25 protein-coding genes are annotated in these 22,060 nt (G+C 35.0%); 11 read left to right on the top strand and 14 right to left on the bottom strand.

The window, feature by feature from the left end:
- The first annotated feature begins 31 nt into the window (after nt 1-31).
- The 6 genes from AC3OCB_RS07665 (at nt 32) to hjc (ending at nt 5,015) form a co-directional block, all read left to right on the top strand.
- Nucleotides 32-829: a GTPase gene (locus AC3OCB_RS07665; RefSeq protein ID WP_498341769.1), complete on the top strand. Its 798-nt coding sequence runs from the start codon at nt 32-34 to the stop codon at nt 827-829.
- Entirely contained in the window at nt 807-1,295 is a 489-nt protein-coding gene (locus AC3OCB_RS07670) for a magnesium-dependent phosphatase-1 (protein WP_498341770.1), read from the top strand. The genes AC3OCB_RS07665 and AC3OCB_RS07670 overlap by 23 nt, the downstream gene beginning before the upstream one ends.
- Nucleotides 1,296-1,492: 197 nt before the next feature.
- Nucleotides 1,493-3,211, top strand: a complete 1,719-nt coding sequence (locus AC3OCB_RS07675) for an acetolactate synthase large subunit (protein WP_498341771.1) — start codon at nt 1,493-1,495, stop codon at nt 3,209-3,211.
- A complete protein-coding gene (locus AC3OCB_RS07680) occupies nt 3,189-3,584 on the top strand; it encodes an ACT domain-containing protein (RefSeq protein ID WP_498341772.1) in 396 nt (131 codons plus the stop codon). Before AC3OCB_RS07675 ends, AC3OCB_RS07680 begins: the two co-directional genes overlap by 23 nt.
- Nucleotides 3,565-4,563, top strand: coding sequence for a ketol-acid reductoisomerase (ilvC, locus tag AC3OCB_RS07685; RefSeq protein WP_498341773.1), 999 nt, complete (start codon nt 3,565-3,567; stop codon nt 4,561-4,563). Before AC3OCB_RS07680 ends, ilvC begins: the two co-directional genes overlap by 20 nt.
- 17 nt (nt 4,564-4,580) lie before the next feature.
- Nucleotides 4,581-5,015 (top strand): Holliday junction resolvase Hjc, encoded by a 435-nt coding sequence (hjc, locus tag AC3OCB_RS07690; RefSeq protein ID WP_498341774.1) that lies wholly within the window; start codon nt 4,581-4,583, stop codon nt 5,013-5,015.
- 23 nt (nt 5,016-5,038) lie between these two features.
- Here hjc and AC3OCB_RS07695 read toward each other — a convergent pair whose 3' ends face one another.
- The 12 genes from AC3OCB_RS07695 to AC3OCB_RS07750 are packed head-to-tail and all read right to left on the bottom strand — an operon-like array spanning nt 5,039 to nt 15,289.
- A complete protein-coding gene (locus AC3OCB_RS07695; RefSeq protein ID WP_498341775.1) occupies nt 5,039-6,568 on the bottom strand; it encodes a holliday junction branch migration ATPase PINA in 1,530 nt (509 codons plus the stop codon).
- Between the two features lie 45 nt (nt 6,569-6,613).
- A complete protein-coding gene (gene pdxT, locus AC3OCB_RS07700; RefSeq protein ID WP_498341776.1) occupies nt 6,614-7,216 on the bottom strand; it encodes a pyridoxal 5'-phosphate synthase glutaminase subunit PdxT in 603 nt (200 codons plus the stop codon).
- Nucleotides 7,213-8,223 carry a pyridoxal 5'-phosphate synthase lyase subunit PdxS gene (pdxS, locus tag AC3OCB_RS07705; RefSeq protein ID WP_498341777.1) on the bottom strand — a complete coding sequence of 337 codons (1,011 nt, stop codon included), beginning with the start codon at nt 8,221-8,223 and terminating at the stop codon, nt 7,213-7,215. Before pdxS ends, pdxT begins: the two co-directional genes overlap by 4 nt.
- Before the next feature lie 44 nt (nt 8,224-8,267).
- Nucleotides 8,268-8,555: a 30S ribosomal protein S26e gene (locus tag AC3OCB_RS07710; protein WP_498341778.1), complete on the bottom strand. Its 288-nt coding sequence runs from the start codon at nt 8,553-8,555 to the stop codon at nt 8,268-8,270.
- 33 nt (nt 8,556-8,588) lie between these two features.
- On the bottom strand, nt 8,589-10,040 hold the full coding sequence (gene proS / locus AC3OCB_RS07715) for a proline--tRNA ligase (RefSeq protein ID WP_498341780.1): 1,452 nt from the start codon (nt 10,038-10,040) through the stop codon (nt 8,589-8,591).
- Nucleotides 10,041-10,083: 43 nt separating this feature from the next.
- A complete protein-coding gene (locus tag AC3OCB_RS07720; RefSeq protein WP_498341781.1) occupies nt 10,084-10,413 on the bottom strand; it encodes an ATP synthase subunit C-like protein in 330 nt (109 codons plus the stop codon).
- 17 nt (nt 10,414-10,430) lie between these two features.
- Nucleotides 10,431-10,595 carry an ATPase gene (locus AC3OCB_RS07725; protein ID WP_498341782.1) on the bottom strand — a complete coding sequence of 55 codons (165 nt, stop codon included), beginning with the start codon at nt 10,593-10,595 and terminating at the stop codon, nt 10,431-10,433.
- Nucleotides 10,579-11,229: a V-type ATP synthase subunit D gene (locus AC3OCB_RS07730; protein ID WP_498341783.1), complete on the bottom strand. Its 651-nt coding sequence runs from the start codon at nt 11,227-11,229 to the stop codon at nt 10,579-10,581. Before AC3OCB_RS07730 ends, AC3OCB_RS07725 begins: the two co-directional genes overlap by 17 nt.
- On the bottom strand, nt 11,226-12,617 hold the full coding sequence (locus AC3OCB_RS07735) for an ATP synthase subunit B (protein ID WP_498341973.1): 1,392 nt from the start codon (nt 12,615-12,617) through the stop codon (nt 11,226-11,228). The genes AC3OCB_RS07730 and AC3OCB_RS07735 overlap by 4 nt, the downstream gene beginning before the upstream one ends.
- A 6-nt stretch (nt 12,618-12,623) precedes the next feature.
- Nucleotides 12,624-14,402, bottom strand: a complete 1,779-nt coding sequence (locus tag AC3OCB_RS07740; protein ID WP_498341784.1) for an ATP synthase subunit A — start codon at nt 14,400-14,402, stop codon at nt 12,624-12,626.
- A 2-nt stretch (nt 14,403-14,404) separates the two neighbouring features.
- Entirely contained in the window at nt 14,405-14,977 is a 573-nt protein-coding gene (locus AC3OCB_RS07745) for a V-type ATP synthase subunit E (protein ID WP_498341785.1), read from the bottom strand.
- Nucleotides 14,978-14,986: 9 nt separating this feature from the next.
- Nucleotides 14,987-15,289 (bottom strand): V-type ATP synthase subunit F, encoded by a 303-nt coding sequence (locus AC3OCB_RS07750; RefSeq protein ID WP_498341786.1) that lies wholly within the window; start codon nt 15,287-15,289, stop codon nt 14,987-14,989.
- Nucleotides 15,290-15,357: 68 nt separating this feature from the next.
- Here AC3OCB_RS07750 and AC3OCB_RS07755 point away from each other — a divergent pair, with 68 nt between their 5' ends.
- Entirely contained in the window at nt 15,358-17,490 is a 2,133-nt protein-coding gene (locus tag AC3OCB_RS07755) for a V-type ATP synthase subunit I (RefSeq protein ID WP_498341787.1), read from the top strand.
- Here AC3OCB_RS07755 and metG read toward each other — a convergent pair.
- A complete protein-coding gene (metG, locus tag AC3OCB_RS07760) occupies nt 17,479-19,194 on the bottom strand; it encodes a methionine--tRNA ligase (protein WP_498341788.1) in 1,716 nt (571 codons plus the stop codon). The genes AC3OCB_RS07755 and metG overlap by 12 nt on opposite strands.
- 68 nt (nt 19,195-19,262) lie before the next feature.
- On the opposite strand from metG, the gene AC3OCB_RS07765 reads away from it, so the two are divergent.
- A complete protein-coding gene (locus tag AC3OCB_RS07765) occupies nt 19,263-20,204 on the top strand; it encodes a DNA primase regulatory subunit PriL (protein ID WP_498341789.1) in 942 nt (313 codons plus the stop codon).
- Here the strand turns inward: AC3OCB_RS07765 and pgsA are convergent.
- Nucleotides 20,186-20,770 (bottom strand): archaetidylinositol phosphate synthase, encoded by a 585-nt coding sequence (gene pgsA / locus AC3OCB_RS07770; protein WP_498341790.1) that lies wholly within the window; start codon nt 20,768-20,770, stop codon nt 20,186-20,188. The two genes, AC3OCB_RS07765 and pgsA, sit on opposite strands and share 19 nt — an antisense overlap.
- A gap of 31 nt (nt 20,771-20,801) precedes the next feature.
- Here pgsA and AC3OCB_RS07775 point away from each other — a divergent pair, with 31 nt between their 5' ends.
- The 3 genes from AC3OCB_RS07775 to AC3OCB_RS07785 are packed head-to-tail and all read left to right on the top strand — an operon-like array spanning nt 20,802 to nt 22,060.
- The gene (locus tag AC3OCB_RS07775; protein ID WP_498341791.1) at nt 20,802-21,119 is read left to right on the top strand and encodes a hypothetical protein; all 318 of its coding nucleotides are present in this window, start codon (nt 20,802-20,804) and stop codon (nt 21,117-21,119) included.
- A gap of 21 nt (nt 21,120-21,140) precedes the next feature.
- Nucleotides 21,141-21,626 carry a protein-lysine N-methyltransferase gene (locus tag AC3OCB_RS07780; protein WP_498341793.1) on the top strand — a complete coding sequence of 162 codons (486 nt, stop codon included), beginning with the start codon at nt 21,141-21,143 and terminating at the stop codon, nt 21,624-21,626.
- Nucleotides 21,623-22,060 (top strand): DUF2286 domain-containing protein, encoded by a 438-nt coding sequence (locus tag AC3OCB_RS07785; RefSeq protein WP_498341795.1) that lies wholly within the window; start codon nt 21,623-21,625, stop codon nt 22,058-22,060. The genes AC3OCB_RS07780 and AC3OCB_RS07785 overlap by 4 nt, the downstream gene beginning before the upstream one ends.

The raw sequence follows: 22,060 nt of genomic DNA on the forward strand, positions 1-22,060 counted from the left end.
ATAAAAATCCGGAATTAAAAAAATAAAGTGAATGATTAACCAGATACTCAGTTTGATCAGAAAATCAGATATAATGATTGAGGTTATAGATTCTAGAGAACCAGATCTAACTAGGTCTAAAAAGCTAGAAGAATATGCGATGAAACACGGCAAACAAGTATTAATGGTACTTAACAAAGCTGATCTAATACCTAGAGAAATTTTAGCAGAATGGAAAAAAGTATTTGAAAGTGAAGGGAGAGAGACGATTTATATATCGGCCACTAAGCATCTTGGAACAAAGATTCTTAGAGATAAAATTAAGGAAATGCTAAGAGGAAACGAAGGAGTAGTTATTTTTGTAGGATATCCAAAGACTGGTAAATCATCTATAATTAATGCTTTAAAAGGAAGTCATTCAGCAACTACATCTAAAATACCAATGGGCTACGGATATACAAAAACCATTCAAAAATTTAAAATAGATTCAAAGATTTATGCATGGGATTCTCCGGGTATAATTCCACCAGACGGGAATGAGCTAGAAAGAATTATTAGAGGTACGAATGTAGATAAACTTGATGACCCACTAAGAGCGGGAGAACTATTGTTAGAAAGGATAATTAAATATAACCCAAATGCGATAAGTGAAGTCTATAATATAACTTTTACTTCCCCCAGCGACTTTTTTGAAAAGTTAGCATTAAAGAGAGGTTGGATATTAAAATCTACCAAAGAGCCTAATGTTGAAGAAGCTGCAAAAGCGTTTATAAGAGATTACCATAAGGGTAAAATTATTTATTATGTTCCTCCATTATCTAAAAACGATGATAAAAGTAGTAGTGTTTGATGCTGATAAGACTTTATGGGATCATCATAATATTTCCATTTTCAAAAAACCCTATAAGTTATTAAGTGAAAATTCGATTGAAGATTTTTCAGGGAATAAACTAACATTATTCCCAGAAGTTAGGGAAACGCTAAAAGAAATAAAAAATATGGGACTGATTACGGCGCTAGCAACTTGGAATTTGCCAGAAAAGACTGATGAAATTCTCACCCTTCTTAAACTAAAAGACTATTTTGATATAATAGTTTCTAGGGATTATCCGTTTAAATTTTTATTTATATCAGAGATAATAAATAGAACTAGAGAGAAAGGAGTACTAGTCAAACCTGAAGAAATAATGTTTGTAGATGATAGAAGAGTTCATTTTGGTAACGTATGGCTCTATTTAGGTAATGTGAAATGTTTAGAAATGTGGGGAGATATACATAGCCACAAGCAGATACTTGAAAAAATTAAAAGTTTTTAAAACACAATCTTAATTTGTAAATGAATGAACAGAAATATTTAAAAAGTTAAACTCTCTATGAGTTGTTTGTGAAAAAGATGATGGGTGGCTATACCCTCCAAGTCTAACTATTTCTTCCAAATTAAGTATTTTAAATATGAAAAGGAGTCTAATTCTAATGAAAGAACTTTTAGTATCAAAAAAGAGGTGGTGTTATAATGCCAACAGGTGCTAGAATAACTATTGATGCTTTAAAAAGAGAAGGAGTAAAAGTGATTTTTGGAATCCCTGGACTATCCAACATGCAATTATATGATGCTTTTGTAGACGATCTAAAAAGCGGAGAATTAAGACATGTATTAATGAGACATGAACAAGCAGCAGCACATGCAGCAGACGGATATGCAAGAGCCTCTGGGATTCCAGGGGTTTGTACAGCAACTTCTGGCCCCGGTGCAGCAAATCTAACAACTGGGTTAATAACAGCTTATTGGGACTCTTCTCCAGTAGTCGCAATAACTGGACAAGTTCCTAGAAGCTCAATAGGGAAAATGGCTTTTCAAGAAGCAGATATTGAAGGTGTCGTTGAACATATAACAAAATACGTGGTCAGAATTAAAAAACTGGATGAAATACCTCTTTGGATAAAGAATGCATTTTATATAGCAACGACTGGTAGACCCGGTCCTGTAGTAGTGGATATACCTAGAGATATATTTTATGAAAAAGTCGATGAAGTAAAATGGCCAGAAAAACCAATAGTGAAGGGATATAAAGAATTCCCAACAATAGTAGATAGGCAAAAACTAAAGAAAGCAGCAGAGATTCTGGTCAATGCAGAAAGACCCGTAATTCTAGTAGGTACCGGTGTTGTATGGTCTAATGCTACACAAGAAGTTCTTGAATTAGCTGAGTATCTACATATACCTATAATCTCTACATTCCCCGGAAAATCTGCTATACCGCATGATCATCCCCTCTATTTAGGTGCAATGGGATACTACGGGAGAGCTGAAGCTTCAATGACAGCTTTAGAATCAGATGCAATGCTTGTTGTGGGAGCAAGATTTAGCGATAGAACAGTAACATCATATGATGAAATGATAGAAACCAGAAAGAAGTTTATCATGATTAACATAGACCCGTCTGATGGAGAAAGAGCGATAAAAGTAGACGTTAACTTAGTTGGAAACGCTAAAATCCTTTTGAGAGAACTGATGAGAGCTGTCTATGAGGTAGGAAAGAAAAGTGATCATAATGCATGGCTAAAGAGAGTTAAAGAGTACAAAGAGTATTACTCTCAATTCTATTATTATGATGAACCAAACAAGTTGAAGCCATGGAAAGTGTTAAAGACAATAAGAAATGCGATTCCAAGAGATGCAATAGTAACTACTGGAGTAGGTCAGCATCAGATGTGGGCAGAAGTATTCTGGGAAGTTTTAGAACCTAGAACATTCTTATCATCAACAGGGATGGGTACTATGGGCTTTGGTCTACCTGCCGCTATGGGAGCTAAGTTGGCAAGACCAGATAAAATAGTTGTGGATTTAGACGGAGACGGATCATTCTTGATGACTGGAAATAATCTAGCTACTGCAGTTGATGAACACATTCCCATCATTTCAGTAGTATTTGATAATAGAACATTAGGATTAGTAAGACAAGTACAAGACCTATTCTTTGAGCACGGCGTAGTAGGAGTGGATTATGGTCCATCTCCAGACTTTGTAAAATTAGCTGAAGCATTTGGAGCTTTAGGATTTAATGCTACATCCTATGAGGAGATAGAGAAATCAATAAGGTCTGCAATAAAAGAGAATATGCCAGCAGTAATAAGAGTCCCGATTGATAAAGAGGAATTGGCTTTACCTACTTTACCTCCAGGTGGAAGATTAAAACAGGTGATATTACGTGACCCAAGAAAAGGTAGTTAGAGTATTAGGCTATTATAGGGATCCAGGGTTTTTTGAAAGAGTAGTAGGGACTTTCAGAAAGCTACTCATGGATGTTAACTGGATTCAAGCTAGAAAGGTATCTGAAGACGGGTTGTATGAAGTGTACATGGGAATTCCATACACAAACAACTTCGATATAGCTATTCAGAATTTAAGTAAAACAGTTGATATAGAGAAAGTAGAAATATTAGAAGATGCTACAGTTAAAACATATATTATAAGAAATAATGGTATAGTCACTGAAGGAGACCCTGCACAAGCAAAAGAATATGACATAGTTGTTTATAAACCAGTTTTTTCAAAAGTAACATCAATCAGTTGGGGTGTTGTAAGTGGCAAAAGTGTATACTGATAAAGACGCAAGTTTAGATCCAATAAAAGATAAAACAATAGCTGTACTAGGCTATGGGAGCCAAGGAAGAGCTTGGGCTTTGAACTTGAGAGATTCTGGATTAAAAGTTCTAGTAGGATTAGAAAGAGAAGGAAACTCATGGAAGCAAGCGGAAAGTGATGGATTTAAACCAATGCATACTGAGGATGCTGTAAAAAATGCAGACATTATAATTTTTCTAGTACCAGATATGGTTCAAAGAAACGTTTATAGAGAAAGAGTTGAACCCTACCTCAAAGAAGGAATGGATTTAGTGTTTGCACACGGGTTCAATATTCACTATAGACTAATTGAGCCACCTAAATTTGTAGATGTGTATATGATAGCACCAAAAGGTCCTGGACCTATAGTTAGAGAATATTTTGCTAAAGGTGGAGGAGTCCCAGCACTAGTTGCAGTTCAGCAAAATTACTCTGGAAAAGCATTTGAAAAAGCTTTAGCAATAGCAAAGGCCCTTGGGGCTACTAGGGCTGGGGTACTTGAAACTACCTTCAAAGAGGAAACAGAAACTGATTTATTCGGAGAACAAGTGGATTTAGTAGGAGGAATAACAGAATTAATGAGAAACGCTTTCCAAGTATTAGTTGAAGCTGGTTATCAACCAGAGATAGCTTATTATGAAACTATTAATGAAATGAAAATGATTGTAGATCTGATCTATGAGAAAGGATTTACGGGAATGCTAAAAGCTGTGTCAGAGACAGCAAAATATGGAGGTTTTACATCTGGCAAATATGTGATTAATGAAGAGACTAAAAAGAGAATGAAAGAAGTATTAGATAAGATTAGGTCTGGCAAGTTTGCTGAAGAATGGATCGAAGAATATGGAAAAGGAGCTCCTACGCTTGTAAATGGAATGAAAGAAGTTGAGAATAGTCTTGTTGAGCAAGTAGGCAAACAAGTAAGAGAAATCTCATTAAGAGGAAAGCCTAAATCTTAATTTTTTATAAATAATTTGTGGGTAGTAATAAAGTAAGGGGCTCAGCAGTAGAAAGATATATTGTTTCTAAACTGAGAGACAAGGGTTTTGCAGTACTACGAGCCCCAGCTAGCGGATCTAAACGAAAAGATCATGTTCCAGATATTATTGCACTTAAATCTGGGATTATAATACTAATTGAGGTAAAGAGTAGAAAAAACGGAAAGAAGATATATATAGAAAGAGAACAAGCAGAGGGAATTAGTGACTTTGCAAAGAAAAGTGGGGGCGAACTTTTCTTAGCTGCAAAAATTGATAGAACGTTACGCTTCGTTAAATTTGAAGAGATAAGGAAAACGGAAGGAGGGAATTATGCTATAGACCTTGAGACTGTAGAAAAAGGAATGGATATAGACGATTTAGTCAGATATGTGGAAAGTAAAATAAGCAGAACGCTGGATTCTTTCTTATGATGTATCAAATTTTATCCTTGTCTTTATTCCATCATATTTATCCTTGTCTTTATTCCGTATTTCTTTTCATACCTCTTTATTTTACTTACAACTTTTTTGTTATACTTTCCTATCTCTTCTTTAGGTATAGTTATAACATATACTCCATTTTCATATAATACAGAAGCTGAAGGAATCACATTAAGTATAACCTTCTCTAATTTTGTTTGCAATGAATTTTGCTTACCAGAACTAATTTTACCAACTGGTACTATCATAGTTTGCTCTCCAAATACATAAATCTCGTACTCAACCTTGTTATCCATTAGGTCTTTTATCTCTACCACTGGTCTTGCTAAATCAGCTTCTCTCATGCCTGCTGGAACTTTTACCGTCATCTCTAAACTATAAACCTTCGCTACTGTTCCAGCATGGATAAATATAACAGTATCCAAGATGTTAGGGATAGTTCCAATATCTACTCTATTAATGAATCTGTGAATTGCGTCAATAGGAGAGGTAGCATGAACTACGCCTATCATTCCTATTCCTGCAAGACGCAAATCAATATAGAGTTTGAAATCTTCATCATTTCTCATCTCGTCATAAACAGTATAATCCGGTCTGCTAAGTAGAAGTATATCATGCAACTCACCAACTTCTGCATAATTCTTCGAATATTGTGTAATTTCTGGTGGTAGATGCATATCTCTTGGTGACTCTATAGTCTTTACGACCTTTCCCATTAAACTATAAAACTCCGCTAAAGCTTGAGCAAATGTAGTTTTTCCCATACCTGGAGAACCGGCTATTAAAATTCCCTCAGCATGTTCCTTTAATCTTTTCATTAATACTTCATTCAGATTGTAGTCTTCTAACCTCTTTCTTGTAACTGGTCTTGTTATTGTGATTTCCCATCCATCACTTAAAGGTGGATGAGTAATTACTACTCTGTAATTACCTAACTGGACTATAGTAGAACCTTTCCTTTCTATCTCTATGAAAGAATCCTTTACATACTTTACCGAAGCTAAAATCTCACTCACGAACTTCTTTATCTCATAACTAGTTGAAACTTGAGGAGAAAGCTCAACGAATTGCCAATAACCAGGCTTGCCTTTTTTAGCTTTTGGTATAGTTCCTTCTTTAAGATGAACACTCATAGTGGTTTCATCAAAGAATTTCTCTAGTTCTAGGTAATTTTCTAGCGGACTTAAATAAAATACGTCAATTCCTAAATTCTCACAAATCTGTTTTTGTATTTCATCTGCAGTTACAATCGTACAACCGGTTTTTAAACAATATTCTCTCAGCTCTGCATTTAGATCTTCCCTTCTTTCATCTTCTCCCACTATTTCGAAACTTACTAAAAGAGATTCTGATATATCCTTCACTTTTTTAATCTCATCTAGTGCTATTTCAGCCGTAACTAATCCTTCTCTTGAGTCTTTTTCCAACTCATTTAATAATCTTTTGTGAATAAGAATATTACCATAAATCAGTTTACGCTCTAAATATCTCGAAACGCCGTGTATAAGAGAGGACTTATCTAATAAAAGATCTTTCGGAGGCAACAGTTTGAACCCTTAAATTTTAATCTATTACAAAAACTAATAAAACTATTTCTTTACCATTTTTATTAAGAACTCATGTACAGCAGTAGTTGATGACAATTCTGGATGGAAAGTTGTTACAATCATGTTTTTTTCTAAAGCCATAGTCACTGCATCATTAAGTTTTGATAGGGGCTTTGTATCTCCCCATGTTTTTACAATGGCTGGAGCTCTTATGAATACAACTTTAGCCTTACTAGCACCAATTTCTGATAAATCTACAAATGCCTCAAAGCTCTCTCTTTGTCTCCCATAATAGTTTCTTATGACACTAATATCCATAGTGCCTATTAAGGGCTGAGACTTTTTACCAACTTTTGCATCTGAGACGTCCTTTGCTAACATTATTGCACCAGCACATGTCCCAAGCACCGGTAAACCAGAATTAATTTTATCTTTTAATTCATCTAAGACTCCCAACTTCTGAGCAATAACTCCTATAGTGGTACTCTCTCCACCTGGGATTATAACTGCGTCAATATTTTGTAAATCTTTAGTCTTTTTTACTGCTGTTACTTCACCCTGAATTTTAAGATTGTCCAAGGCTCTTTTGGTTTGTAATGCATGCTCTTCAAAGCTACCTTGATAAGCAAGAACTCCAATTTTCATTGTCCTCTCACCTGTAAGAGCTCCTCGGGTTTTAATGTTTTGATATCTATTCCCATCATGCTCTTGTTTTCACTAATCATTTTTTGTGCTTCTAACACAATTTCTGGGTCTTCCCAATTAGCTGTAGCTAATACTACAGCCTTTGCTCTAACATCTGGGTCTTGGCTCTTAAATATACCAGAACCTACGAATATACCGTCAGCTCCTAACCACATCATCAAAGCTGCATCCGCTGGTGTTGCTATTCCTCCTGCAGCAAAGTTAACCACTGGCAGTCTACCCAATTTTACTGTTAGTTCAACAAGCTGATATGGTACTTGATATTCCCTAGATTTTTTAACTCTATCTTCTTCGCTCATTGAAAGCAAAGACCTTAATTCATTATTAGTTATTTTCATATGTTTTACAGCTTCACTTACGTTACCTGTACCGGGCTCTCCTTTCGTTCTTATCATTGAAGCACCTTCAGAGATCCTTCTTAAGGCTTCACCAAGGCTCCTAGCACCATTAACAAATGGTACTTTAAACTCCCACTTATTTATATGATGTTCTTCATCTGCTGGTGTTAAAACTTCGCTTTCATCAATCATATCAACTCCTAATGCCTCTAATACTTTTGCCTCATAGTAATGACCTATCCTAACTTTCGCCATAACTGGTATTGTTATCGAATTCATTACATCTTCAATTACTTTAGGATCGGCCATTCTAGCAACGCCACCACTTTTTCTAACGTCATATGGTAATTTATCTAAAACCATTACCGCAGTAGCACCCGCATCCTCTGCAATTTCAGCTTGGTTTACACCAGTCACATCCATTACAACTCCGCCTTTTTGAAAAATTGGAAAAGCATGTTTTACCATACTGGTTCCTTGTGCAATCTCCAAATTAACTTTCTGAGGAGAAAAGGTAAGAAGACCTTCATCTTTTATTATATCCTTGATTTCAGCTAATTTATAGAAAAAACTCTCGACTTCATAAAAACTTAATTCATAAAACCTCATTTTTACTTCAAAGATTGTATAAAATTAGCGTATAAAAAGGTTTGTTAGTATATTTTTGCTTTTTGTTTTCTCTCGTCTTCTGGTCTGATTTTAACTATACCCATAAACACAGCACAGTTTACACAATAACACTTGGTAACTGGATATCTCATGATTATTGCTCCTTTCTTCTCTAGCTCCGAGGCTAGAGCTGGATCAACTGGGCTATACATCTTAGTTACACATATAGCCTTGTCTTCAGGCACTCTAGCACCACATTGATCACAATAAATATAACCTACGTGACCTTTATCTCCTTTTCTTCTACCTCTGTTCTCTCTTTTCTTTGGCAAATTAGCACCCTATTTAATTCCTAGTTTACACTATTAATAAGTTTTTGCTAACCTAAGCACATGTTTTGCTGGGTTTTTACATATTACACATTTCATATTACTTACATCTATTTTTTCGTCTAGTGGAATGCCCAATACCCTCGCATTTGCTAGCTCCTCCAGTTTAAGACCACAAGAATTATTACCACACCAAGGTACTTCAACTATACCAGCTTTTTCCTCTAAGAGCTTCTTCGCCTCTTCGATATCTTCGGTTTTCCTTATCCTACTTCTCAAGAACTCAGTTGCACGAGAACGTAAGTCAGTTTTCATATTTTCTAATAGATTGTTGACTTCCTCGACTACTTTATCTCTAGATATGGATTTCCCTTCAAATGTATCTCTTCTCTTTATAAACACTGAGTTATTATTCATCTCTCTAGGTCCAATCTCTATTCTTATAGGAACTCCTCTTAACTCCCATATGTAATATTTCTCTCCTGGAGTACTTTCTCTGCTGTCATCTAATGCCGTTATAATCCCCTGGGCCTTTAGCATTTCAGCTATCTCTCTGGCATAATCAAACACTTTATTGGTTGTAGCTTCATCTTTAGCAGGTATTGGAATAACTACAACTTTTATAGGAGCAATAGAAGGATGAAGAACCGGTCCGTGATCATCCCCATTTATTGAAATAAGAACAGCTATCACTCTATCAGAGAGTCCATAACTTGTCTGATGAGGATAATCCAAGGTTCCATCTTTTTTCTGGATTTTAAAATCAAAAGCCTTAGTAAAATGCTGACCTAAATGATGAACTGTCCCAATTTGTAAGACCCTAGAATCTGGCATTATTGTATCAAACGCAATTGTATACTCTGCACCAGCAAATTTATCCCAATCGGGCCTTTGAGACATAATATAAGGAATTCCTATTTCTTCAAAGAATTTCTTGTAAATATTCACGGCCTCTTCAACTTGTCTTGCTGCATCTTCAAAACTCTCGTGAACAGTATGCGCTTCTTTAAAAGTAGAAACTTCTCTTAACCTTATCATGGGTCTTGTTGCTTTAGTTTCATATCTAAACACACTGACAATCTGATAATACTTCTTTGGCAATTGTTTGTAGCTCTTTAACCAGAAAGTTTCCATATAAGTTATTGCTGTTTCGCTAGTAGGTCTTAATGCTAATTTAACATCAAGATCTTGTGAGCCACCCTTAGTTACCCAATAAACTTCATTCTCAAAACCTCTTATATGCTCGCTTTCTCTCTTAAGAAGATCCTCAGGGATAAGTATAGGAAATAGGAATTCTTCATGTCCAGTTTCATCTAATAATTTTCTTATAAGTTGGGTAACATTTTGTCTGATTTTAAAACCATAAGGCATCCATACCCCCATACCTTTTGCAGGATATCTTCCATAATCGTAGATTTCAGCTTCCTTTATAACCCAATCAAACCATTCGCTAAAATTCTTCTCCCACTTTTCTCTTAAAACCTTCATTTAGGAAAGGAAAAGAATAAGAGATTAAAAAATATTTTTACCTTTAGAACTTACCGAACAACATCAATACTGCGAATAATATACCATATACTGCTATTCCTTCTCCTATAGCTACGAAAATTAAAATCGTACCGAACATGTCTCTTCTTTCTGTTAAGACACCTATACCTGCAGCTGCTGCCATTCCTACTGCAACACCAGCACCTATTGCTGCTAAACCTATTGCTAGTCCAGCACCTATGTTAAGGCCAGAAAATCCTTGGGGGGTATCCGGAGCCGGAAGAGTTGTCGTGTTCGTAGCAGTTTGAGCCGAAAAAACAGCACCTGATAGAAGTATTGGCAATAAAAGAAGTGGTAGCCACATTCTCTTCATATTAAGACACCGAGTTATTATTTCTGAACTTCCTTTAAAATATTTTCCTTTAGTTTCTCTAGCTCCTCAAGTCTCTGTTTTAAAGTTTTTTCATACTCCACATTAATTTTTGAAAGAATTTCACTCTTTTTCTGATCAAGTCTAGTTTTCAAAATGTTTACGTATTTATCCGCTTCTGACATTTTCTCCTCTCCTCCTTTGTAACACTCTACGTATCATTTTCATTCTAACGAATTCTTCTCTAGTTCTATCATCTAAAACGCCTTTTATATATTTTGCAGAAGAATTATAGTAGGGCAAAATGTACGAATCTATTGAATTTATAAGCCTCTGAGTTTTTCTGAGTTCTGTAGACAAAGATCTTATAGCAGATTCCATTTCTACTAGTTCCAGAATTTTCTTAAAAGCTTCTGCTATTTCTTCTCTTGATTTTATTATGTAGGGTGAAATTTCTAGATCACCAAAGGGTTGAGGTTGAATACTTTTTTCATCTAGCTTGGCAATAGGAATCTTGACGCCAAAAAGAACTTTTAGATCACTTTTGACTTGAAGAGACGCTGGTATTGAATTAGCGTAACTCTCTACGTTAGAGATTCCTTCTTCACTTACACCTAATAGGTAAGTGGAATATACATCTTTTAGAACTTGACTTACTTCCCCATATAGCCTTTCATACTCTGCTGCATATTCTCTGAGATAAATTAAAAGAACTTCTCTTTTATTCTCTAAAAGTCTTTTTATATTTCTTGTTAATCTTATCTGCCTTCTCAGATTTATAAGATTAAGTTTTGTAGGCAAAATTCGACGTGAACTCATTTCTTACCACGATAATTAGGGTGGTACTTCTTTATGTACTCTGATCTTATGAGCGATAGTTCGGATTCTGGAAGTATTGATAGAATGTCCCAACCTATATCTAATGTTGTTTCGATACTTCTGTTCTCATTTACTCCTTGAGCAACAAATTTCCTTTCAAATGCCTCTGCAAATAGCAAATACTTTCTATCTACTTCGGATAAGCTGTCTTCACCAATAATAGCGGCTAAACCTCTAGTATCTTGAGCTTTAGCATAAGCTGCAAATAACTGATTGGATACGTCCTTGTGATCATCTCTTGTCTTTCCTTCTCCAATACCATCTTTCATTAACCTTGATAAGCTCATTAGAACGTTTATAGGTGGATAGATACCCTTGTTAAATAATGACCTATCTAATGTTATTTGGCCTTCCGTTATATAACCGGTCAAATCTGGAATAGGATGAGTTATATCATCATTAGGCATTGTAAGAATAGGCATCTGAGTTATTGAACCTTTTTTACCTACCACTTTTCCAGCCCTTTCATAGATTGTTGCTAAATCAGTATACATGTAGCCGGGGTAACCACCTCTACCTGGTACCTCTTCTCTTGATGCACTTAACTCTCTTAACGCCTCACAGTAGTTTGTCATATCAATAAGTATCGCTAACACATGCATATCTTTCTCAAAAGCTAAGTATTCAGCTAAAGTTAAGGCAGTTCTTGGTGTTAAAATTTTTAATGATGGTGGATCGTTTGCTAGCGTAACGAACATTGCAACTCTGTTTATTGCTCCAGTCTCTTCAAAGAACTTCCTAAAGAACAATGCTTCATCATATCTAACACCTATAGCTGCAAACACAACGGCAAAGTTGCTCTCTTCTCCCCTTACCGTGGCTTGTTTAGCGATTTGTGCTGCTAATGTATTAGCTGGAAGTCCGCTTCCACTAAATATGGGTAATTTTTGACCTCTCAGTAGAGAGTTTAATCCATCTATTGCAGAGATTCCGGTCTGTATAAATTCCTCTGGATATTCTCTAGTAGCTGGATTTATCGGATCTCCATTAATATTCCTTTTTTCTCCGCTAATAACGGCAGGACCGTTATCCAATGGCTCTCCTAATGGATTAAAGATCCTTCCTAACATTTCATCTGAGATTTTGACCTCTAAACCTCTTCCAAGTAATCTAACTTTGGAACCGGTTGGAGATATTCCGGTTGTACCTTCAAAGACTTGAACAAAAGTGACTCCTAATTGTGAGTCGACAACTAAACCTCTTCTCTTCGTACCATCCGGCATTTCTATTTCTACTAGCTCATTATATGATGCGTCTGTGACTCCTTGTACAGCCACTAACGGACCCTTGATCATGGAAATATTTGAATACTCTCTTACGTTAAGCATACTCATTTAGCTCACCTCTTTTAATAAAGAGTCAAAAGCAGATTTTAACTTATTCTCTATTTCATCAATCTTGTTTAATTCGTCATTCTTTATTGTGTATTTAATCCTTATTATATCAGGTTCTATAGGACCAACTTTCTCCAATATTTTCTTTAATGGTACACCTTTAGTTATCAAATCTTGAGACTGGTTATAGAATATATTAATTAGCCTCATAATCCTAACTTGTTTCTGAGGAGAGGAAAACGCATCAATGTCGTCATAAGCGTTCTGTTTAAGGAATGCGTCCTTTATCAATTTAGCAGTTTCAAGAACTAACTTATCTTTCTCTGCTAATGACTCCGGACCAACTAACCTTACTATTTGCTTTAGCTCGTCTTCTCTAATTAAGACTTTTGTCATTGTATCACGCATTTCTTTCCAGTTAGGATCAACATTCTTGTGCCACCACTGTGCAACTAAGTCAACATAAGCTGAGAAGCCTTGAATCCAATTGATAGCAGGATAATGCCTAGCTTGAGCCAAAGATACATCTAGAGGCCAAAATACTCTTACGAATCTCAAAGTATTGCTAGTAACTGGCTCAGTAAAGTCACCACCAGGCGGCGAAACAGATGATGCAATAGTAACCGAACCGTATCTTTCTGGTTTTCCTATTGTAATTACTCTTCCTGCTCTTTCATAATACTCTGCTAATCTAGATGGTAAGTAACTCGGGAATCCTTCCTCAGCCGGCATTTCTTCCATTCTTCCTCCTAAATCTCTTAATGCTTCTGCCCATCTGCTTGTTGAATCTGCAACTAGTAAAACGTCATATCCTTGGTCTCTAAAATATTCGGCCATAGTAACTCCTACGTAAATACTTGACTCTCTAGCAGCTACCGGCATGTTACTTGTATTTGCAACTAATACAGTTCTCAATAAAAGTGGTTTTCCAGTCCATGGATCTTTGAGCTTAGGGAATGATCTTAACTCATCAGTCATCTCATTACCTCTTTCACCACATCCTACAAATATTACAACCTTTGCAGCTGACCATTTAGCCAAACTCTGTAATGTTACTGTTTTACCACTTCCAAACGGCCCAGGGATTGCTGCAGTCCCGCCTTTAGCTATTGGAAATATTGTATCTAGTACCCTTACACCAGTAAGTAAAGGTTCAACGGGCTCTAATTTTTCTTTAAATGGTCTTGGAACTCTTACTGGCCATTTATGATACATCTTTAACGGGATCTCATCACCATTCATATCGACTATTGCAATATTTTCTTCAATAGTATAATCTCCTTCATTTGCAATCTCTTTTAGCGTTCCATGAACTGTAGGTGGTACTAATATTCTATGCTCAATCAAGTCAGTTTCTTGAACTACTCCTAAAATGTCTCCAGGAGTAATTTTATCTCCGGGTTTTACTTTAGGAACAAAGTGCCATTTCTTTTGCCTGTCTAAAGAAGGAACAGCTATTCCTCTAGCTACAAAGGGTGATTTAGAGAGATCAGCAATAGAATGCAATGGTCTCTGAAGACCATCGTATAGTTGGCCAAGCATCCCTGGTCCTAGTTCTATGGAAAGAGGTGCACCGGATCTATATACCTTATCTCCAGGTTTTATACCATCAGTGCTCTCATAAACTTGTATGTACGCTCTATCACCTTCAATTCTTGTAATTTCGCCAACTAATCTAAGATCACTTACATAAACTACTTCAAACATCTGCGCTTCTCTCATTCCATCGGCTACAACTAGAGGTCCGTTTACTCTTACAACTCTTCCTTCTGAAACCATTTTTACTCACCAAATAAAGTTTTAGCTACCTCGTCTCTTATATCCTCAAAAATCTGGTTTAAAATTGTTTCAAGCGTAAAGTCCTTTAATAAACTTTTATCTGGATAGTAAATTTTAATGCCTCCTACTATTTTTTCATCAACAATAATTTTGGAATTAACATTTTTCATCTTTATTATGCTACTAACAGTGTTCTGATCTGAAGGGGAACAATAAATAACGGAACCTTCTGTAACTTCTCTAGAAATTATAGACTCTAATCCTTTTCTATAATTATCATTTTTTACATAGTCATTAAGCATCTTCTTTACGTTTTCCTTTACATTCTCTATCCAATAATCCATTTGCCTACTTATTATTCTTTTATTTTCTATTTCTAATTTTGCTGTTTCTCCTCTTATTCTATCATTGCTTTTGTTTACTAAGTCATTTATTTTAGCTGCGTAATCTTGTAGTACTTCCTTGTAGTTCTCCTCAACAATTTGGTTTACTTCTGCAAGAATCTTCTTAAATTCTTCATTAATCCTATTTTTTTCGTCATTTAAAGAATAATTCAAAAGTTCTTCAAAAGACACCAATTTCTATCACCCAAATCCTAACGCTTTAAGTATTAAACCTTTTACATCGACTGGCTTTGATTCACTGAAAGGAGAAGGAATAATAGTAATGAGCGGTTTCTTTTGCTCTAACAATATTGAATCAATTTTTTCCTTTACTGGTGTATATAAATCATTGGAAACAAATATTAAATCTAGATCTTCCCTTTTTCTTAGTTTTACAAGAGTTTCTTCTAGTTTTAATGGATCATCTAAAATTAAGCTTTCTGCCCCAATAAGTCTAAAAAGATTAACAGTATACTTATCCCCGATAACTAAAATTTTCCCCATCTCGGAATATCATGTTAAATTAAGTTAAATATTTTTAACCTTTACAAGATTTAACATAATGAATTACAGTGATTCTTCCCGAGACGATGGCAAGAGTGGAGATACTATCTACGAAAAATAGACTAAATGAACTAGTGACTAAGCTTCTTTCATTTAAAGAATTTGAACCCATAGAACCAAAACAGCCAATATCTGAGCAAAGATTAGAAGAAGCTAGGAGGAACCTAGGAGATGTAAACGACCATATAAATAAGCTGAAAATTCTTATGGAACTAGGAGGTTTAATCATAGAGCCAAAAGGGAAAATGAAAGTAGATGATTGGTTTGAAACATCAGCTATTGTTTTCAAAGAATCAGCGGATGTAGAAAGTAAATATAAAGATTTACTAGAGGAGATAGGAAAGCTAAAAGGGGAATTAGATACATTAAATACTCAGCTAACTGAGGTAGAGCCTTTTAAGGATATTGGAATAGACTTAAAATTACTTTATGGTTCAACCCGGTTTGAAGTAGCAATTGCTGTTTTGACGGAACAACAAAAGAAAGAATTAGAAAAAGACTTTCTAGTAGTTTCACAGCAAGTGACTAATAATAAAGTTACAAAGTTAGCTTGTTTAATCGTTGGAAAGAAAGGCTCGAAATTAGACGAAAAACTAAAGGAGCTGGGAGCAAGAAAATTTGAAACACCAGACTTGGTAGCTCCACAAATGTACTATAGCAACATTCAAGAACGTATCAAAAATATTCAGACTATATTGACACAAAGAAGAGAGGAATTATCAAAGAAAATTAAGGGTGATGAGAACTCAATCAAGGAGATCTATGGAAAATTACTTACGGTCAGAGACGCAATGAATATACTATCGAAAGCTAGAGTTTCAAATTATTACATGCAAGTTGAGGGATACGTACCAGAGAAATCACTTAAAAAACTCTCTGACATGATAAAACATATTGCTTTTATAAGTTATGAATATCCAAAAAGATTTGCAGAAGGAGAAGAGGAGCCACCAACTTATGTTAAGTTACCCCGTTCAATACAACCGCTAGAATCAGTAATAGAATTCTATGGTACTCCGTCATACTGGGAAATATCCCCAACAATATTCCTTATAATTACATTTCCATTCCTCTTTGGTCTAATGTTTCCAGATTTTGGTAACGCTTTAGTTCTTTTACTCTTCTCAATTTGGTTTTACAACTACGGGAAAAAGAGAGGAAGTGATAACACGGTAAAGCTTTCGTTAGTTCTAATATATTCGAGTATTGTTGCAATGGTTACGGGGCTTTTGGCTAGAGAGTTTTTTGGGCCATTACCAGTAGGAGGACTTAATGAACTTCTCAATAATCCATCATATCCGGTGGGTCCGCTTTATTATATATGGCCTATACCAGAATCAGTATATCAACATATAAGTGCTATAATTCCAACAGGTTCGGAATCACAAGCAATAATAAACACAATTTTACTCTCAATATTACTTGGTTCAATATTACTATTCGCAAGTACACTATTAGGCATAATAGACGCTATTAAAAAGAAGGATAGAGAATACTTATTACTTGATAGACTTCCATTATTTATAATATATATTGTGCCACTTATCGTATTCAGTTATGGTTTTATTAACAATGGACTTTCTAACATATCGATCTATGAACAACAAGAAGCTACACTATTAGCGGGGATTTCCTACTTCTTATTCCATTCTGGCACACCTGCACCTTCAAACGTACAATTACTTGCAGATATTTTAGTAATATGGGTAGAAATTGGTCTAATTTACAACTGGGCAGCAAAAGCTTACATTCTTAAAAAACATGAACATGCGAGTACGGGGTCTGCAATAATTTTTGGATTCATAGAAGGAGGATTTGAAGCTGCCCTATTATTGCTCTCTAATACTATATCATTTATACGTGTCCTAGTATTTGCAATAGCACACTACTATATATTATATGCCTTCTCTTATATGGCATTTTTAGCAGCTGGATCGCCAACCTCGTTAGCTCCAATTTTCCTAAATCCTGCTGGAATAGCTATACTAATAGTAGGAAATCTACTTGCTATAGCATTAGAAGGATTGATAGTGTTCATACAGGATATGAGGCTTCACTTTTATGAGATGTTTAGTAAATTCTACGAAGGGAGAGGAAGAAAATTCGAACCAGTTATGGCTTATGTAGAATTAGCGCAATAAGGTAGGTCTTATTTTTTCCAATTCTTTTCTTATTTTTACGAGTTTTTTCTCTATCTCTTCTGCATTTAATTCTACCTTGGTGAACAGAACCTTTACTTCGCCAATTTTATGACCTTTATTCAATACCAAATCTCCTGCATCGTCCCATTTCTCTTTTTCTACATCATCTAACCCCAACATCTTATGTAGCTTATCTGCATAGGATGGCATTAAGGGGTATAACATTATTGAAATAGTTCTTAGTGAGTTAGTTGCAATAGTTAAGACAGAGCCAGCTTCTTCCTTATCTTTCTTTATTAAGTTCCAAGGAGCTCTTAGGTTTAGATATGCATTCCCATCTCTAGCCAGTTTTAATATTTCTTCGCTTCCAGCTTTTAATCTTCCCTCATCAAACAGTTCTCCCATCTTTCTAGGAGCTTCCTTAATTTCTTCCATGAACTTTTTGTCCTCTTCATTTAGTTTATTTTCCACAATTCCAGGCAATTCTCCATTAAAATATCTATTTACCATACTCAATACTCTATTAGTATAATTTCCTATGTCATCATTGAGTTCAGTGTTTATAATTCTTAGTGCTTCTCTCCATGTGAAATTTGTATCCCTTTCTTCTGGTCTCAATCTGATTAGGATAAATCTCCAGTATTCTACGTCCAAAAGTTGAGGAGCCTCATCAATCCAAATTCCTATTTTCCTGCTTTTGCTAAACTTTTGCCCTTCATAAAGTAAATACTCTGTTGAAGCTATGACAGTAGGTAAAACATAATTTTCCCCAGAAGCCATTAACATCGCTGGAAAAATTACCGCGTGAAATGGGATATTATCCTTACCTATGAAGTAATAACTTCTTACATCGTTTCCAAACCAGAATTTCTTCCATTCCTCCTCCTTCCCTATTTTCTTAAAATATTCTATAGTAGCAGATATGTATCCTAACAGAGCTTCGAACCAGACATAAATAGTCTTACCTTCAGCACCTTCAAATGGTGCAGGAATTCCCCAAGCGTTATCTCTAGTTATGCTTCTTGGTTTTAAACCTTCCTTAACCCAACTTAACGCCACAGCTTTTACATTTTCCGGCATTGTTTTAGAATTCTTAATCCATTCTTCTATTTCTTTATTAAATACTGAAAGATCAAAGAACCAATGTTTAGTTTTCTTAAATACTGGCGTCCTACCACAGAGTACACACTTAGGGTTAATGAGCATCTTAGGAGTTAATAGTCTACCACAATTATCACACTGATCGCCCCTAGCATCTTCATAACCACAGTAAGGACAAGTTCCTTTTACGAATCTATCAGGCAAATAGAGTTTATCATATTCACAATAAGGGATTTCGTCCTCCTCAACTTTAATATATTTCTGTAACTTTAACAAAAACTGTTGGACAAATTCTTTATGCGTTTCTGATTCAGTCCTAGTATAATTATCATAACTAATTTCCCATGTCTCTAAAAACAGCTTCTTGTCATATTCATGGGCTTGATCTGTCAACTCCTTTGGGCTTACATTTCTTTTTTTCGCTTCCACCTCTATTGGTGTCCCATGTTCATCACTACCACTCACGAAAACTACATTCTCTTTTCCATATTTTACCCTGGCATATCTAGCAAAAACGTCTGCCGAGAGGATTGATCCTATCAAATTACCCAAATGAGGTACAGCATTTACGTAAGGCCAAGCCGAGGCAACAAAGATCTTCATATTGGTCTTTAATAAACCGATAAGGTAATAAGCTTATAAAAAATTAAGCCTTAAGTGTAATAAAAGGATTGCAGGTATTCATAGACTATAGGAAATATCCAATTTTAAAACCCTTAGAAGATGAGCTAAAGAAATATGCAGGGGGAGTTACACTAGACTACATTTTGTCCACTGATAATTCTTACAAAGAAGAAGCTAAAAAAAGAGTTAATAAAATTCTTAAAGATCAAGAATTAGAGCCGTATGATAAAATAAAGGATTCTATTCTTGTATTTTATACTACTTTGTATCTAGTAGCTGCCTTAGACAATGAGCTTTTAAAGAAAAAATTCATAGAAAAAGAGACAGAATTAATAGAAAAAAACTTGCTGAATGAGAAAGAGGAAACCTTACTAGAAATTGCTAGGTATTTAAGTAATAGATTTCCAGACATTTTAAAAATTAACTTTTACTCAGAAAACCTATTAATTAAATATAAAGAGAAAAGAAAAATCCTTACAGTTCCTTTGAAGTTCTCAATGAATTTCATTGATTACCTTAAAGCAACAAAAGAGATTAGAAAGGAAAATGAAAGCTTCTCGCTTTCTACAAAGATATTAAAAGAAGGTAAAGTGTTTCTAACAAAACTAGAAGTAACTAAAATTATCGCTTACAAAATAAAGGATTTGCTATATGAAGCTTTAAATATTAAATATGAAAGCATCCCGGATGAAGTTAAGAAAATGGCTGAGGAATTAAATGGAAGAAGAACCCCTCCATGCATCTTAAATTTGATTAAGAAGAAAGAACTTAATGCAATTGAAACCTCCGTTCTTGTTACTTATTTCATAGATATTGGAGATTATAAGAATGCTGAAAGGTTTTCGGAAGACTTAGCTAAGAAATATTACGGAGATAAAAAGACAAAATACATTGTATATTCTTGCAATAGAATGAAAGAGTTAGGGTTGTGCGTAGATTCATGTGGTACTTCAAATCCGTTACAGCTTTATTATGGTAAATTAGAGTAAATGGTCATAAATCTTTGGATTACAGTAATTATCGAAAGTATTAGAAAAACAAGTAAAAAGTAGTAAGATATCTCGTAAGAGACTAGATAAATTATCAGAAGGACGAATAGAAAGATAATTCTTTCTCCTCTTTCTATTATTCCTCTACCCTCCATTTTAAGTCCTAGAGATTCAGCTTTAGCTCTTAAATAAGGAATGACTACGGAAACACCTATCAAGAGTCCTAGGATAATAGGCGTGTAGCCAAGTGCAAATAAACCAGATATATAATTTATGTCCTCTATTCTGTCTAAACTACTATCTAGAAAACTACCCTTAACCCCTGCCTTGCTACTCATCCTAGCTATTTCTCCGTCCAAAGCATCCATAAAAGCCGATAGTGCAAGCAGTAATATGCCTAGAATAACATTTCTCATATAGAGCATTATACCTAAATAAGCGAAAGAAATGATAAGACCAAGAATTGTTACTGTGTTCGCTGTTATTTTTGCTTTTACAAAGCCCTTGGCTATTGGTTGCAAAATTTTCTTTGATTGTTTTCTTAGCCTAGTAAGCAAAACCAACACCGTTTTAAACTATTGTTTTTACTTTTAATGGATGAAGGCTAAAAAACTGATTCTGGTAACTTCTGAGTCACACCCAGCACATAAACCATTTTTAAAGGTAGTAGAAGAATTAAGCAAAGAATTAAACGTAGAAAAAGAAATAAAGAATGAGGACTATGCGTTCTTAGCGGATTATGGAGAAAAAGATGAGTTTGGAGGAACGTTCTTGCCTCAACTTTTCATAGAGACTGACGATGGAAAGATTATACCAGTCTTAACACAAATGCCTTTCAACCCACAAAAACTAGAACCGGACCCTGAAGAAGGCAAAAAACAAGCACTTGAAAAAATTAAAAATGTCTTGTCCTAATAAATTAGTTTAGTGATTAAAGTGAGTTACGTACCACATGTACCATACGTGCCATCACCAGAACCTGTAGTAAAGAAAATGCTAGAAATAGCTAAAGCAGGACCAGAAGACATAGTATATGACTTAGGTTGCGGGGATGGCAGAATAATTATAACAGCAGTAAAAGACTTCAATGTAAAGAAAGCAGTAGGAGTAGAGATAAATGACGAGAGAATAAAGGAAGCATTGGAGAATATAAAGAGAAATGGCGTAGAGAACAGAGCAGTAGTAGTTAAAGGCAATTTCTTCGAAGTTGATCTATCTGAGGCAACTGTAGTAACAATGTTCTTATTAACAAATGTAAATGAAATGTTAAAACCAAAACTAGAAAAAGAGCTTAAACCAGGGACTAGAATAGTATCACATGAATTTGAGATGAGAGGATGGACACCAAAAGAAGTGGTTAAAGTTGAAGATAGAGGAATGACACATCAAATTTACCTTTACATTATTGGTGAACATAAATGAAGGTAATCGTGGTAAAAAGCGAGAATGGAAATGTGTCTAAAAAGGACATAGTTGAAGGAGACTTAGCAAATGTATTAAGGAGTACTGCAAATGAGGCCTTAAAGGAGTGGAATGAAAACACCTCTGACTTTATAATTATGAAAGATCTCCATGAAATACATATACCCTTGCCTCTTAAACCACAAACATACGAAATATTTAAGAATTACATAAAAAGTAGAACGAAACAAGAAGCTATAGCTGAAATTCCAGTGTTTGTGATAAGTTTTGATAACGAATGGGTAGAGTCTGATTTTAAGGATAAAAAAGTATACGTGGTTTCATTATATATTGACGAAAAAAGTGAAAATGAAATCTTAGATTATGCTAAACAAGTAACATCTCCACAACAAGAAGTAGAAGAAGAGACGAATGAAGAAGAGGAAGAAGAATAA

The sequence above is a fragment of the Sulfurisphaera sp. genome (assembly GCF_059755235.1).